Origin of the sequence: Streptomyces sp. NPDC086549, assembly GCF_044746205.1 — a bacterium.
Lineage (GTDB): Bacteria > Actinomycetota > Actinomycetes > Streptomycetales > Streptomycetaceae > Streptomyces.
Genome location: NZ_JBIVBS010000046.1, coordinates 1 through 14,183, shown reverse-complemented (window position 1 = coordinate 14,183; position 14,183 = coordinate 1). Strand labels below are relative to the sequence as shown.

The window sequence follows — 14,183 nt, the reverse complement described above, 5'->3', positions numbered from 1 at the left end:
GTCAACTCCGGCACGCCGCTCCCGGCGTGCCGGACCCGGGTCCACCAGGAGTCGTTGCCGCCGATCCGGTGCCTGAGGACAGCCACCAGGAACTCGCCGTCGACATCGCAAAGACGGCGCCACCACGCGGCATCGAGCGCTTCCCGGGCCACGCCGTCCGGCGCCGCGATACCCCGCGCGATCCGCCAGCCAGCCTCCGGCGGGAACAGGCCGCCCGGGGGCACCTCCTCGACGACCGTGAGGCCGGCGCGCGCGAGTAGTTCGTGGAGTTTCTCTTCGGGCTGCACGCGGTCATGATCCCCGCCGGCTCGCGGTGGGACAAGGCCCTCAGCCCAGGCCCAACCGGCCCTCACCTGCGTACACGTCATTGACTGCGACGTCGTTCGGCGGCCCCACCCGGGCGGCTGGAATCGGCTCCCACTTGAGCATCGGCAGCTTTCTCCGGCTCCGGCAGAGACCTGGCCCATGTCGGCACGGGGAGCGCTTCGAGCCGTCATGGATCTTCACGAAACGGGGCCGCTTCGAGTTGTCATGCCGGGGCCGAATTACGACGTCGTAGCCAACATGGAGACGCGCACCGCCGCGTGTAGAACCTGCCGGATCTCCCACTGTCGACGCGGCCAGGGAGGACGACGGCACGAGCTGGCGCCGCATCAGTATGCCCAGAGTCCGAACTTTGTGGCGACCTGGTCCTGGCGAACAACTTGCGCACCGAGGCTCGCAACGTAGTGGGCCTTCATCCAGTTCATCGATGACGAGGAACGCGCTTGGGAAGCGTGCGAGCGGCGAGATCGCCCGCTTCGGCTGCTTCTTGGTAGAGGGCTTCAGCGCTCGTGCTGTCGTTGTTCTGTTCGCGCAGCCATGCCAGGTCGTACAGCGCCTCGGTGTATCCGTCCGCTGCCGCCCGGCGGGCCGCCGCCTCGGCACCCGTCCGATCTCCGGCCTCTTCCCGAAGCCGGGTGAGGTCATGCAGGGCAGGGCCGTAGCCCGTCTCGGCTGCCTGCTGGTAGAGGGCCTCAGCGCTGGCCAGGTCCCCGGCCCGGTCCCGCAGGCGTGCCAGGTGAAGCAGAGCGGCGAGATCGCCGGCTTCGGCTGCTTCTTGGTAGAGGGCTTCAGCGCTCGTGCTGTCGTTGTTCTGTTCGCGCAGCCATGCCAGGTCGTACAGCGCCTCGGTGTATCCGTCCGCTGCCGCCCGGCGGGCCGCCGCCTCGGCACCCGTCCGATCTCCGGCCTCTTCCCGTAGGCGCATCAAGTCATACAGGGCTAGTGCAACACCGGCATCGAGTGCCCGCTGGTAGAGGGTTTCGGCCTGTCCCACGTCTCCGGCCATATGGGCCCTGAGCCCGAGGACGTACCACGCGTTGGCGTCGCCAGCCTCGGCGGCGCGAGAAAAGAGGTGGTAAGACCACTGGCGCTGCCCGACAGAACCTGCTGCCTTTGCGAGTTCGTGCAGGTCGTCAGGGCGCGTGAGACAAGTGTGCGCTGCATGCCAGAACGAGTCGGGCGGGCGCACGCCAGTGCGTGTGGCGCGGCCGTGTTGTTCCAGGTAGTCAGCCAGCCGGAACACCGGTTCTGCCGATGAGATTGGGGCCACAGGCTCTGCGAGGAGCCCGGGAGGATGGTGGTCTGGGCGGACGTGGGCGCGGCGCAAGGGTTCTTGTTTGCCGTGGACGGGGCGGGCGAGGTCGTCGAAGGCGGCGTTCGGCCAGTCGTCAGGGAGCCGGTCGTAGTCGTGGTCGCTGAGGTAGCCGGTCGCTGCGTTGGTGAGGAAGGAACCTGGTAGGTGAAGGTTGACGCCGAGCCGGCGTGCGTCCATCGCCACCTCCAGCACAGCCCTCGAAGCCGGTGCGGCTTGCTCGTAGCGACGCAGAAGTTCAGGCGCTCCAGCAAGGTCTTGCGTCACCCGTCCATCGGCGCGGGCCCGCGTCAGAGTGTCGGCCAGCAGCCGGTCGCCGTCGCGTGCCAGTGCGACGACCCTGTCCAGCTCCCCATCGTCGAATTTATCCGCAACAGTGACCATGCATCCGGAAAGCTCCCGTGTCCGGCTGTACCGGTCCAGGCGGTCGAAAGTGGGCAAGGCGGTGTACAGATGGGCGTATTCGGGCCACATGGTGCCCAGGATGAGGACCGGTCCGCATTCGGGACGGGTCAACAGCCCATGAAGTGCTGCCGCGATCCGCTGCCCACTGCCGGGGGCACCGACGTAGTGCTGAGCCTCGTTCAACCACACCACGGTGCAAGGCTGCACGCGAGCCAGCTCCGCAAGCGCGGCCTCGGCACGTGAGGGGTCGAACGGGTGCCATAAACGCCACCCGCGAGCAGCGAGTGGTTGCACTGCCTCCCAGCAGGCCCTCGTCTTGCCGGTCGAAGACGATCCCACCAGGATCACGATCCTGCTGCGCCCCTGCTCGACGTCGCGGACCGCGCGGGCGAGGACGCGGTCGTGGGAGCGTTGCACGTAGCCCGGCAGCGGCCTGTCCGTGCCTGTGCTGTGAGCATTTTCGATGTGCGCAGAGCCGGCGGGGTGGACCTCAAGTTCGTGCGGATCCCAGTCCCCGATCGGTCTGCCCGGGCCATCATCAGTTCCAGACCCGCGACCAACTTCCCCAGCTGCAATGCGACGTAACTGCAACAGTTCCCCGACCGGCAAACGCAGCCGCTTCGCCAGAGCACTGACCGTCTGAGCTGACGGGACAGGCCCATCGGCCTGAAAGGCGGCCTGCACAGTAGTCCGGCCCAGATGTGCCTGGACCGCAAGATCCGCCTTGGTCAGGCCAGCTCGCGCCAGCCCATCGCTCAGCCTCTGGTTCAGCTCGATGCGCGCTGCACGCTGCCCTTGCCGATCAGGCACTCGTTCATCTCCCACGTACGGTGATTGACCGTGTTCATCTTCGGCGCTCACGCCTGAGTACACAGGCACTTCGGCGCGGCTGTATGCCAGCAGGACGGCCCCAGACCCCAAATGAGCATCCAGTCCTGGCGAAGACAGGCGAGATTGCAGAAGGTCGAGTTGTTGACGGTCGCCTTCTGGGCTTCCACCAGAGAACAACGTCGCCCGCTGCATCGGGGAAGGGTCAAGCCCCGGCCGTCCACAGGTGTACCGCGGCTCTCTTCATACTGCGGCCCGCCCGAACGAGTTCACGACAGGACCTGGGCGAGGGCGGCCGTGACAGAGGCCGTGAGCGTCAGGACCGCGGCGAAGACAGCGGCCGCGCGCATGAGGGCGGCGGGATAGGTGGCCCCATCGAGGCGGGCCAGTTTGCCCGCACCAGCGGCGGCAATCAGCGCCGCGAGGACCACGACGGCGGCGGCCAGGAGGACCAGGGCGAAACGTGTCACGACGGACTCCCTGCGTATGGGTGGCAGTTGGTGCAAGCGAGCTTCGTCAAGACGGTGTTCGCCAGGGTGCGCCCGGACGAAGACGAACATCGGCGAACAATGGCAAGGGCCTTGGGGAGCAACGTGAATTAAGCGGAACTCGCCCGACTGCGGGTACTGCTCCCGGCCCGAAGTTGCTCGGAGTTCTGCCGCTGCGCTTGTGACCGCAGGGGTGACAGAGGTATGTCGGCGCCGAGGCCGGGGGCAGGGTTCGCGCCCCGCTTCTGGCGCCGAGATCAGGGACGGAGATGACGGGCAGCGCGGCATCTCGCCGGATGCTTTGCTTCGGACCTCGCGGCATTGACCGACCGGCTGTGAGCCCAACGGCTGGATCACAATGCGAGGGTTCAACTGGTCTGATCCACCAGTTCAAGGCATCGCGGCACGTCGGCCGGGGTGCCGCGTGCAAGCCGATTCGCAACAGTGCTCAGCCACGTCTCTCGGCCCTACGCAAAGAGGTGGGGTCGATTCACATTATGTGAATCGACCCGAGCGAGGCACACTTGACGCCATGCCGCGTCGCACCAGGAAGTCACTCTCACCCACGAAGCCGCTGCTCAGAACGCCTCTGCGAGTTGGCAACCTCGACGCCGCTGCCATCGTTGGCGAATTGCGGCAGCTTCACGAGGAGGCCGAAGATCCCTCCATCGACCGAATGCCGGATGACGCCGAGCTCTTCAGGGCGCTTCTGTACGTGGAGAAACACGCCAGTGTTCTGAAGGACGACCAGGCGCAACGTGATGGAGCAGTCAAGCGTGTGACCCTGTGGCAGTACCTCCGGGAACAGGTCGACCTGCACCAGGCCAAGGCCGTGGAAGACGCACGGTCTGCTGGAACGGAGTGGGCGGACCTGATGCCGGCGCTCGCGGTCAGTACTCCGAGTGCGGCCTATAACAAGGCGACGCGACTACGAGCAGCCGCCCTCACCGCTGCGTCACAGGAGGGCCAGGCTGTGCGGCGCACCCCGGAAGCCGTCCTCGCAGCCGAGCGTCAACTCGAGATCAGGGCTGCAGCGGAACGGCGGGCTGCGGAGGAAGCCTCCCGCCGTCACGCACTGCTGGTGCCCGTCGCGCGGCGCTTGGTCCGGTGTCGTAGCGGATTTGTAGACGACGAAGACGTCGAGTTCTGGCTGGATCAGATTGAAGCGGTGCTGCCGAGTTGTCACACTGCCACGCAGATGGTGAGCCTCGGCACCTATCTGGAAGCGTTGGTGCGGGCTTTGAAGAAGATCGAGCAGCACACTGCCCAACCGGCAGGTTGCAGTGACGAATCGCGGTCGGCCCACGCGGCTGCGGCAGAACTGCTCGCACACTGACAGAAGACAGGCCATGCGCGTCCGCGGCGAGTGGGCCATGGAGCAAGCACGTGGCCGATCGGTGAGTCCGGCGTGGCTCGCCTGGATCGCACGCGGCGTGAACACCGCACCATGCCCCAGTCCGGCTCATTAGGCAATGCGGGCGCGGCCGTCGAGGGGCTCTCCTCCACAGGCGCTATCGAGGTCTAGAGGACCACGGTCTACGGTCGCGCGGGCCGTGCTTGGTGAGCCGAGCCAGCCCCTCCGTCCTTGTGGGCGGAGTTCGGCAGGGTCACCACGTTTCCTACGCTTCAGGCTTCCGCTGACGTGCCTCCTCTCCCCGCCGCAGCCGCGACGACAAGTCGGCGTCAGCGTCGGGAGAGTGCGGGCGAAACGAGCGAAGACGGTCGGCTCCATCTTCCGCTGCAAGCGGAGGGCGAGAAACGGAGCATCGCCATACGGCAGAACGCGGGGCTGGCTGCCGCCTTCGCGACCGGACGAGTCCGTGTCATTGCTGGCCCGAGGTTCCTGAGTCTCCCGAGCATCTGCGCCATTGAGGCTGATGGCGCCGGTGCGTTGTCCCACCCTCCTGTTGTCCGCGGACAACAACTCCCCCGAACCGTCAACGGCGCCCGATTCGTCGCCCAGTTTGTTGTCCGCGGACAACAACGCCACGGTGTCCGCACAAGGACAGCCCAAGGTGGCTCATCCCTTCTGTCCGTTCTCATCCAATCGAGGCGTCTACTCAGCGAACTCAGTCGTTTTGGCTTTCGTGTCAGCGAGCCTGGTCGCGCGAGGCGATCGCATGGGGAGGGCTGGGTGGCTGTTCAGCTGGCGTGGATTTTGCGGTGCTGTACGTCGAGGTGTCGTACGTCGACGCTGCGGGTTCAGGATGCGAGGTGTTGGCCGACATCATTCTCGTGAGCCGCACTGTGGACTGGGGTGCTGGCGTCGGCTTTTGTCCGGTGGGCTACGCTGTGCGGCCACGATTACCGGGACGGCATTGCGTCACACACGGATTGGTGACCCGGTGCTCTTCTGAGCGCCGTACGGCCCGGCGCGGGCCCGCTGTTCGATCGAGAATCTTGCGCTGCTGCGCGGGCTCCGCCTCCGTCGTGTTGATCACAGGCTCGACACATCAACCACGACAGGAGAATTCATGCCCATCGAGACGCTGCAGATTCCCACCACGGACGGCCAGGCCGACGCCTTCGCCGCCTTCCCCGACCACGGCGAGCGGCACCAGGGGTGCTGATGTACGCGGACGGCTTCGGCATCCGGCCCGCGCTGCGGGAGATCGCCCGCGAACTGGCCGGACACGGGTACTACGTCCTCGTCCCCAACCTCTTCTACCGGCACGGCCCGGCATCGCTGATCGAACTTCCCGAGCACATCGGAGAAGAGGTCCGGCCCGCGCTCATGGCCCAGCTGATGCCCTTGATCGAGGCGCACACCGCCAAACGCGTACTGAGCGACGCCGACGCCTACCTCAGGTTCCTCACCACCCAGCCCGAGGTCGCCGCCGGACCGGTCGCGGTGACCGGCTACTGCATAGGCAGCCTCCTGGCGATGCGCACCGCCGCGGCCCACCCCGGCCAGGTGGCCGCCATCGCCGCATTCCACGGCCCCGTGGGCGCCGACGGGCCCGACACCCTCGCCGAGATCACCGCCCAGGTCCACTTCGGCCACGCCGAAAGCGACCTGACACCCGAGGCCCTCGGCGAGCTCAACCAGGCCCTGGACGCCGCGAAGGTCGACTACACCTCCGAGATCTACCCCGGCACCGTCCACGGGTTCACCATGTCCGACACCGACGCCTTCGACCCCGCCGGACTGCAGCGCCACTAGGACCGCCTGCTCCCCCTCCTCGACCGCACACTGGCCAACAGCTGAGGCTCCGACTCGGAAACCAATCCTGAAGTACACGGCTGCGACCAGCAGACGGCTCGGCGGGCCACACCGATGTCGGCATGGCCGGCCCGCGTGGCCACCGAACGCTGGATGGCCGACGAGCAGGCCGACTTCGTCCGGGTGCTGTCGGCTGGCGCGGCGGAATTGCTCGCCGTCGCCGCCGGGGCGTCCCCGACGAGCGGGGCATCCCCGGCCGAGACGGGTGTCTCAGCCAATCCAGTCCACCCAGGTCAGCGGCATCTGCGGCGACTAACGTCGCTGAGAAGAGACACCTTCGTTCTCCGCAGAGGCAGTCGCCTCCCCTGATGACCCGTCTGGGCGAAGTTTGACCAGTCTCAACGAAGTTTGACCGTGGTCTCTCACCGGCGGGTGTGGCCCGGAGTCAGCAGTGTCAGAACGGGGGTTCGGTGGAGAAGGTGCCAGTCCAAACTGGTTCAGCCGGTTTAGTCCTCGGCTCTTGAAGAACTCCTACGCGTCCTTGATGCGGCCGAGGTCGATGAGGCGGCGGGCGAGGAGGGAACTGTTGAAGGGTGAGTACTGTTCGAGGACGGCGACGGCTTCCTCCGTGCGGCCGGCCTCTGCCAGCAGGTCGGAAACGCTCCAGGCCGCGTACCAGGTGTTGCCCTCGGGATGCGCCCGCGCCTGCTCGATTGCTTCGTGGAGCAGGCCGCAAGCGGCCATGAGCGGAAGCCTCATCCTGAAGAAGTCCCACTCCTCCTCACCGTCGCGGCGCGCCTTGAGGGCGTCGAGGTAGGCCAGGCCGTCGTGGGCGCGGCCGTGGTCGGCGTACAGAGTGCACAGTGTGTCGACTATCCAGTCCTCCCCGCCGCCGGGCGATTCGGCGAGTGTGCGCATCACCTCGATCGCCTCGTCACTCCGCCCGTGCCGGGCCAGGAGCTCGGACAGGAGCACGCCACCGTTGTACCGGCGGGCTGGAGAGTCGCCAGGCTGCCGGTACACGTCAATCGCGCCTTCCATGTCACCGCGCTCTTCCAGCACCTCGGCAAGGCGCCGCGCGGCGTGCCCGTGGTACTCGTCCGCCGCGTACGCGCGCAGTTCCTCGATCCGGTCGTGCCTCGCCAGCAGGTCGGCCAACTGGTCACGGCCGTTGACGGAGGTGGTGTTGCGGGTGTGCAGTAGGGCGATCGCGTCCTCGACGCGGCCTTGCCGCTCCCGGATCGCGGCCAGCAGTCCGACGGCGTTGAACGGCTCGGTCCGCCGGTTGTCGCAGTCGGGATCGCCACAAGCGGGGACCGCCTCGACCCGGCCCTCCAGCAACGCCGCCGCCTCCTCATCCAGGCCCGCGCCCTCGGCGATGTCGACCAGACAGTCGGCGAGGAACCAGTCGTCGATCCCGGCTCTCAGCAGCGTGAACGCCTCGCCGCCACGGTCGTGGCGGGCCAGCAGACGTGCGAAGAAATCCAGTGCCATCCGGTCTCCCGCCTGCGCGTACGGCCGGGTCCGCTCGATCGCCTCTTCCACCCGCCCCCAGCCCTCCAGCAGCTCCGCTTCAGCCCGGGTGGCCGGCCACCAGCCCGTCGCGACATAAGGAGCGAGCGTCTCCAGCGCCTCTGCCTGTCGGCCCTGCCCGCCGAGCAGGCGCGCCCACTCCCGCGCGCAGAACCATTCCCCACGCCCGGCCTGGAACTCCACCTCCACCGCATGGCCGAGCTCAAGAAGCCGCGAGACCAGCAGCGGCGGAATGCAGCCGGACAACGTCCGGACCCGGTAGTCAAGATCAGCAGCGTCCACGGCAGCGCACCCTAGCCCCCACCTCCGACAACGGCCCACGCCCCGGGGTGGTCAAACTCCGATGAGACGAACCTTTGCCAGTCAAACTTCGATGAGACTCGTCAAACTTCGTTGCGACAGGACACCTGAACCGACGCCGACCAGCCCAGAGCCCGCCGACTCGGAAGGTTTGTTGTCCGCGGACAACAAACCAAGCATGTCCCGCAAGCGGGTTCCTGGAGAATGGGCAGATCGACAGGCGCGGTACCGGAAGGTACTGGTCTTCACTCCCCCTGTGCATCCGCAGATGGCCTTGAGCTGGCGGGCACGGGCACCCGCTGGCAGAAGCCCCGGCGCCGGGGTCTGAGCGAGCTGATCCAGGGCGCCGTCGCGGCTGGCGAGGGCGACGGTCAGTGCCGCCAGCGCCTGCGGGTCGGCTGCCAGCATCGCTGCACGCATCCAATCCGGGAGAAGTCCCTGACGCTGCAGCATGTCGATGGAAGGCGCGGTCCCCTGAGCGCGGAACAGCTCAGCTTCCTGCTGGACTTCGTCCCGAGCGGCGACGACCCGGCCAGCATGGGCTCCGCCAGCGACGAGACGGGTCAGCCGTTCAGGGTGGCGAGCTAGCGGCCTAAGAACTCCTAACAAAGTGTGAGGTTCCTCAGTCGTCGCCAGCAGATGATGCTGCAGGCCAGGCTGAGGAAGGCTTCGTGGATGTCGTCGCGTATCTCCCAGCGGATGCGTAACCGGCGGAACCAGTGCAGGAGTGCGAAGCTCTGCTCGACGACCCACCGGTGGACGCCCAGCCCTGAGCCGTGTTCGGTGCCGCGGCGGGCGATGACGGGGGTGATCCCGACCGCCCGGACCTGCTTGCGGTACTTGTCGTGGTCGTAGCCCCGGTCGGCATACAGCGCCTCGGGCCGTCGGCGAGGCCGTCCGCGCCTGCCGCGCACCGGCGGAATGGCCTCGATCAGCGGGATGAGCTGGGTGACGTCGTTGCGGTTGCCGCCGGTCAGCGATGCCGCCAGGGGGATGCCGTGCGCTTCGGTGATCAGATGATGCTTGGAGCCTGTTCGGGCACGGTCGACCGGGCTCGGTCCGGTTTTGGGCCGCCCTTCATGGCCCGCACATGGGAGCCGTCGATCACCGCCCGCGACCAGTCCAGAGCGCCGGCAGCGTGCAGCTCAGCCAGCAGCGACTCGTGCAGACGCTGCCACACACCCGCGTCGTTCCAGTCGCGCAGGCGCCGCCAACAGGTCATGCCGGAGCCGAAGCCGAGCTCCTGGGGCAGGAACTCCCACGGAATGCCGGTGTAGAGCACGAACAGGATGCCCGACAGCACCTTCCGGTCATCCAGACGCCTGCGCCCCGGGTGATCCGCGCGGCGCGGCACAACCGGCAGCAGCGGCTCGATCCGGGCCCACAGCTCATCCGACACGATCCACGGCAGCTGCTCACCCCTTCTCATGTGAAGGTTAACTCGCCATCAGGCACCTGTATTCCAAGGCGAGTTGGAGCATTCTGTTAGGAGTTCTAAGGCCGATGATGCCGCCCATCGATGCTCCCCAGAACGCCACCGAGAGATGTTCAGCTCGTCGAGTACGGCGATGACGTCATCGACTTGATGGTCGATCCGGTAGCTTTCCGCATCGTGGGGTGCGTCGCTTCCCCCTTGGCCACGGGCATCGATGAGGCCAAGGCGATGACTGTCGGCGAGGGCGTCGACATAGCCGGCCGACCGCCACGTCGTGCGGTCTCCGAAAAGCCCGTGAGACAGCACCAGCGGCAGCCCGCCGCCCATCGTCTCGAAAGCAATCCGCACAGCGTCGCTGCCAGTGACCTGCATGGCTACTCGGCCTCGGACGGAACAGGAGTTGCCTGGTGGAAGTACAGGCGCCGGCCCGTCTCCGTCAGTCGCCACAGGGAGCTTCGCCAGGCTCGGCGCCCCTGGTTGTCGGCGAAGTACGTCAGATGAACGATTCCGGGAGCAAGAACGACCCCGGACATCTCGCTGACCTTCACCGGAGACTCCGATGACACCGTTCCGCCGCTCGTAACCGTGAGGATGGACTCCACGCCCCACCGACGTCCCGACGCGCCGAACTCGGTGAACTCCAAGTCCAGAAGCTCCAACACGCGGGCTGCCGAAGCGCGCACTTCAGGATCAAGCAGTCGCAATTCTGCATCTATGACTGCTTGCACTGCACGCTCGCTCTCGTCGGTCATGCCGGAACCCTACGGACACCTCTCGCCAGTGCACAGCGAATAGATCGCCCGGCGCGAGCCACGGCGAAAGGCGCCCTCAGGAGTCCTGAGCAATCTGCGTTCGAGCGATCACTGGCTGCGCCTTCTCTTTCGGATCACTCTCACGGGCGTGCGATAGGTTGCCCGCCATGGCTGAACTCGGAACCGTCTCCTGGCCGCCTGCCCCGATAAGGACCGAGCGGCTCGTGCTCCGTGAGTCCGAGGCACGGGACCGTGCGGCGTTCATCGAGCTGTTCGCCTCGCCAGAGGTGGGCACCTATGTGGGTGGCCCTCGGCCGCGTGATGAGCTCGAGCGCACGGCGCCTGAGATACCCGGGCGGCGCCCTGGCTTTTTCGTGATCGATCTCGACGGAGCGATGATCGGCATGCTCACGCTCGATCGGCGCGACGCGGAGCGTCCGGGGCACGTCCGTCCGGATGCCGGGGAGGCCGAGCTCGGCTACATGTTCCTGCCGGAAGCGTGGGGACGCGGGTACGCCGCCGAGGCGTGCGCAGCGGCACTCGACTGGTTCGCCGACACGCTTCCTGGCGAACCGGTGGTGCTCTGCACCCAGACTGCCAACGACCGCTCGATGCGCCTCGCGGCAAAGCTGGGGTTCACCGAGGTGGAGCGGTTCGAGGACTACGGCGCCGAGCAGTGGTTCGGCGTGTGGCCCTCGGTCACGCCGTCCGGTTGAGCTTGGACTGGGTGGCTCCGTCTCCAGGGGGCCCCGGTCCTGTTGGTGCTTCAGGTGGTGAAGGAAGCCGAAACAACTGGATTCGCTGTCAAACGCCCGTACCCTTCAAGCAGGCTCTCGAATGGATGACAGCGGACAGATACGACGGCAGTCGAGAAGGAGTCGGCGACCGCCACGAGGCACTTGTTGTCCGCGGACAACAATGCTTCTTCCACGTCCGAAGGTTCGCGTGCTGCAGCAGATGCTGTCCTGTCTCATCGAAGTCAGTCGTCCGCATGGCGCTGGCCTGCGTGGACTGGATTGGGTGAGACGCGTGGACTTGGTTCGTTGAGACAGACGGCAGGTCCCCGGGCCGGAGCAGGCTCAGCTGTCTGGGCGATGGATAGGCTCCCAGCATGGACATCCGTGTAGACACCGTCAGGGAAGCGAGCCCGGAACTCGTGGACGCCTTCGGCCGGCTGTTGCCGCAGCTGTCCTCGACGGCGAAACCCCTCGACCACGAAGCGATCCACCGGATGGTGGCGAGTGATGCCAACACGGTGCTCGTCGCACGGACGTCCGAGACGATCGTCGGAACTCTGACTCTGGTGCTGTTTCCCCTGCCGTCCGGTTTGCGGGCCCGCATCGAAGACGTGGTCGTTGACAGTGCAGCGCGAGGCCAGGGAGTTGCCGGTCTTCTCACCCGGGAGGCCTTGCGGATTGCCCGGGAGGCGGGAGCCCGGACGGTGGATCTAACCTCCCGGCCGGATCGTGCGGCAGCGAACCGGCTCTATGAGCGTCTCGGCTTCCATACCAGGCAGTCGACCGTCTATCGCTTCCCGCTTGACAGGTAGTGGGCGCCACCTTCGAGGGGGCCCTGGCCGCGGTCGCAGCTCAGCGAGGTCGCTACTCAGCAGCGCGACTAGACGCCTCACGGTCCCAAGCCGTCAAGTGGGCGGCGTTGATGTCTGTGTAGCTTTGCTGACTGTTCGATTACGGGCGCAAGGGAGCTTCGGTGGACGTGGTGCGGATCATGGAGTCGTTGGCCGAGCAGGGGGTCACGGTCCTGTTCAAGGCTGACGCCGAGCGCATGCGCGAGGGCGTGAAGCCGTGGACGTTCGTCGCGAGCGGAGCCCCGTTCCGCGAGGACCTCTTGGTGCGGACGGACGCAGCATCGGTGGAAGCCTGCTTGGGGATCTGTCTTCCCCGATTGCGCACATTCGGCCTGGTCATCCCGGAGTCCGGAGCATGAGCAAGGGCCATGTGGTGATCCAGCTTCCCGAGGGATCCTGGTGGGACTGGGACGTTGTGGAGTGGAACGCTGGCCGGTTGCGACTGGGTGCCGGGCACGACATCTCATATGCCCATCACTTGGAACTGGTCTTCTCCGACCCGGTCCTGGTCAGGTGCCCGGCCAGCTTCCACGATCCGGTCTTCCGTGCACCGACGCCGGACGAGGTGCGGCTGGTCGCCGACCAGGTCGGGGAGACACCACCTGTCGTCCTTGCCTTCGAAGCGGACGCTGGCGGCCCGGATCGGGCCACTTGTCTGATCGCTGCCGACCAGCTCGACATCGTCCAGGGCACCGTCTTCCGATACTGGCGCGAGTTGGCCGCTGGGGAACGTCTTGCGCCTTGGGTGCAGCCTCCCGTGGCCTGATCGGCCGTGATCTATGCGGCGACCGTTTCGGTAGCTTGCGACGGAGGCGGAAATGCCAGTGCCTCGTCGTAGTGATGGCTGTGCTGGAGACAGTGGTAGAGCTGGCCGATCATGCGGTTGAAGAGGTTGCGCAGGGCGGACGCGTGCCAGTCGCCACGCTCGTCACGCCGTCGGCGGTAGTGGACCTTGGCTCCGGGTGACGCGGTCAGCGCGGCGAAGGCCCATAGGTAGCCGGCGTGGTTGAGCCGGTCGTTCTTCACCCGTCGGCGGGTGATGCTGGACTTCTTGCCGGAGGCACGGGTGATCGGCGAGGAACCTGCGTACGCCTTCAGGCCCCGGGCGTCGGCGAATCTGGTGTGGTCGTCCCCGATCTCGGCCAGCACCCGGGCGCCGAGCTGGACGCCGAGTCCCGGGAAACTGAGGATCACGTCAGCATCCGGGTGCTGAGGGAACGCCTCCTCCACCGCCTTGGCGAGGTCGTCGGCAGCGGCGCAGGCAGCGTCCAGCTGAATCAAGAGCGCCACCATCTGCTTGCCGAGTGCGTCCTCGACCAGCGGCAGCTGCCGGGCCCAGTCACCTCGCAGGGCTTCCCGGAGCCGTTCGGTGTCGGCCTCGATGCCGCGCTTGCGGCCGGACCGCTTGAGGGCGGCAGTGATCTGGGCGCGGGTCAGTCGCGCGGCTTTGGCGGGGGTGGGCGCCAGCTTGAGGAGTTCGCGGGCTTCGGGCCGACATAGGCCGTTGGTCCAGGCGGCGAAGGCGTCCAGGGCGGCGGGGTAGTACTCGCGCAACAGAGACCGAAGCTGGTTGGACATCTGCTGCCGGTTCCAGGTCGCGTCCTGCTGGGCGCGGGCCAGGACGGCGATGGCGCGGGCCAGGTCGGAATCGTCGGGCAGGGACCGGTGAGCGTGCATGTCGGTCCGCAGGACGTTCGCCAGGACCAGGGCATCGCCGGGGTCGGACTTCTTGCGCGAGACGCTGTGTCGGTCGTGGTAGCGGGCCGCGGCCATCGGGTTGATCGCGAAGACCCGCCGCTTGCCAGTCCGTAGCACCGCGACGAGCAGGCCGCGGGAGGTCTCGATCGCCACCGGGATCGGGGTCTCTTCGGTGTAGCCGTACTCGGCGAGCAGGTCCAGCAGGATCTTGTAGCCGGCCGCGTCGTCGGTGACGTGTCGTTTGGCCAGTAACTGGCCGCTGTGAAGCTTCCCCGTGATCTTGGACACTCGATGCTTACGCTACGAGGGCGTGTTCTTGATCCAGACGCTGCCGGGTCTCCAGCGGGGTGAGGTAGC

General features: G+C 66.9%; 12 protein-coding genes and 2 pseudogenes. 6 read left to right on the top strand and 8 right to left on the bottom strand.

Annotated elements, in window-relative coordinates; all coding sequences use genetic code 11:
• The 3 genes and pseudogenes from ACIPSA_RS50690 to ACIPSA_RS50680 all read right to left on the bottom strand — a co-directional run.
• A pseudogene (locus ACIPSA_RS50690) lies at positions 1 to 287 on the bottom strand (hypothetical protein); the annotation flags it as partial.
• Positions 288 to 745: 458 nt separating this feature from the next.
• A complete protein-coding gene (locus tag ACIPSA_RS50685) occupies positions 746 to 2,224 on the bottom strand; it encodes a hypothetical protein (RefSeq protein ID WP_402648939.1) in 1,479 nt (492 codons plus the stop codon).
• Between the two features lie 914 nt (positions 2,225 to 3,138).
• A complete protein-coding gene (locus ACIPSA_RS50680; protein ID WP_402648936.1) occupies positions 3,139 to 3,339 on the bottom strand; it encodes a hypothetical protein in 201 nt (66 codons plus the stop codon).
• A gap of 550 nt (positions 3,340 to 3,889) precedes the next feature.
• Here ACIPSA_RS50680 and ACIPSA_RS50675 point away from each other — a divergent pair.
• Complete coding sequence (locus tag ACIPSA_RS50675) at positions 3,890 to 4,693, top strand: hypothetical protein (RefSeq protein WP_402648933.1); 804 nt, start codon at positions 3,890 to 3,892, stop codon at positions 4,691 to 4,693.
• Positions 4,694 to 5,831: 1,138 nt separating this feature from the next.
• A pseudogene (locus ACIPSA_RS50670) lies at positions 5,832 to 6,520 on the top strand (dienelactone hydrolase family protein).
• Between the two features lie 531 nt (positions 6,521 to 7,051).
• Here ACIPSA_RS50670 and ACIPSA_RS50665 read toward each other — a convergent pair.
• The 4 genes from ACIPSA_RS50665 to ACIPSA_RS50650 form a co-directional block, all read right to left on the bottom strand.
• Positions 7,052 to 8,335 carry a tetratricopeptide repeat protein gene (locus ACIPSA_RS50665; RefSeq protein ID WP_402648931.1) on the bottom strand — a complete coding sequence of 428 codons (1,284 nt, stop codon included), beginning with the start codon at positions 8,333 to 8,335 and terminating at the stop codon, positions 7,052 to 7,054.
• Between the two features lie 620 nt (positions 8,336 to 8,955).
• Positions 8,956 to 9,782 (bottom strand): IS5 family transposase gene (locus ACIPSA_RS50660; RefSeq protein WP_402648928.1). Its coding sequence is split into 2 segments (ribosomal slippage): positions 8,956 to 9,422 and positions 9,422 to 9,782, totalling 828 coding nucleotides; the frame shifts between segments, so codons are not numbered across the junction.
• An 18-nt stretch (positions 9,783 to 9,800) separates the two neighbouring features.
• Positions 9,801 to 10,160 (bottom strand): alpha/beta fold hydrolase, encoded by a 360-nt coding sequence (locus ACIPSA_RS50655; protein WP_402648926.1) that lies wholly within the window; start codon positions 10,158 to 10,160, stop codon positions 9,801 to 9,803.
• A gap of 2 nt (positions 10,161 to 10,162) precedes the next feature.
• Positions 10,163 to 10,540: a DUF4440 domain-containing protein gene (locus ACIPSA_RS50650; RefSeq protein WP_402648924.1), complete on the bottom strand. Its 378-nt coding sequence runs from the start codon at positions 10,538 to 10,540 to the stop codon at positions 10,163 to 10,165.
• A 167-nt stretch (positions 10,541 to 10,707) separates the two neighbouring features.
• Here ACIPSA_RS50650 and ACIPSA_RS50645 point away from each other — a divergent pair, with 167 nt between their 5' ends.
• The 4 genes from ACIPSA_RS50645 (at position 10,708) to ACIPSA_RS50630 (ending at position 12,894) form a co-directional block, all read left to right on the top strand.
• Positions 10,708 to 11,256 (top strand): GNAT family N-acetyltransferase, encoded by a 549-nt coding sequence (locus ACIPSA_RS50645; protein ID WP_402648922.1) that lies wholly within the window; start codon positions 10,708 to 10,710, stop codon positions 11,254 to 11,256.
• A 395-nt stretch (positions 11,257 to 11,651) separates the two neighbouring features.
• The gene (locus ACIPSA_RS50640; protein WP_402648919.1) at positions 11,652 to 12,089 is read left to right on the top strand and encodes a GNAT family N-acetyltransferase; all 438 of its coding nucleotides are present in this window, start codon (positions 11,652 to 11,654) and stop codon (positions 12,087 to 12,089) included.
• 161 nt (positions 12,090 to 12,250) lie between these two features.
• Entirely contained in the window at positions 12,251 to 12,487 is a 237-nt protein-coding gene (locus tag ACIPSA_RS50635; RefSeq protein WP_402648917.1) for a hypothetical protein, read from the top strand.
• Positions 12,484 to 12,894 (top strand): hypothetical protein, encoded by a 411-nt coding sequence (locus ACIPSA_RS50630; protein ID WP_402648914.1) that lies wholly within the window; start codon positions 12,484 to 12,486, stop codon positions 12,892 to 12,894. Before ACIPSA_RS50635 ends, ACIPSA_RS50630 begins: the two co-directional genes overlap by 4 nt.
• 11 nt (positions 12,895 to 12,905) lie before the next feature.
• Here the strand turns inward: ACIPSA_RS50630 and ACIPSA_RS50625 are convergent, their stop codons facing one another.
• Positions 12,906 to 14,114: an IS110 family transposase gene (locus ACIPSA_RS50625; RefSeq protein ID WP_402648913.1), complete on the bottom strand. Its 1,209-nt coding sequence runs from the start codon at positions 14,112 to 14,114 to the stop codon at positions 12,906 to 12,908.
• Positions 14,115 to 14,183 lie beyond the last annotated feature (69 nt).

Bases quoted from the DNA above. Each gene is read 5' to 3' on its own strand.
- ACIPSA_RS50645 (WP_402648922.1), top strand. From the start codon at position 10,708: ATGGCTGAACTCGGAACCGTCTCCTGGCCGCCTGCCCCGATAAGGACC.
- ACIPSA_RS50640 (WP_402648919.1), top strand. From the start codon at position 11,652: ATGGACATCCGTGTAGACACCGTCAGGGAAGCGAGCCCGGAACTCGTG.
- ACIPSA_RS50630 (WP_402648914.1), top strand. From the start codon at position 12,484: ATGAGCAAGGGCCATGTGGTGATCCAGCTTCCCGAGGGATCCTGGTGG.
- ACIPSA_RS50650 (WP_402648924.1), bottom strand. From the start codon at position 10,540: ATGACCGACGAGAGCGAGCGTGCAGTGCAAGCAGTCATAGATGCAGAA.
- ACIPSA_RS50675 (WP_402648933.1), top strand. From the start codon at position 3,890: ATGCCGCGTCGCACCAGGAAGTCACTCTCACCCACGAAGCCGCTGCTC.
- ACIPSA_RS50655 (WP_402648926.1), bottom strand. From the start codon at position 10,160: ATGCAGGTCACTGGCAGCGACGCTGTGCGGATTGCTTTCGAGACGATG.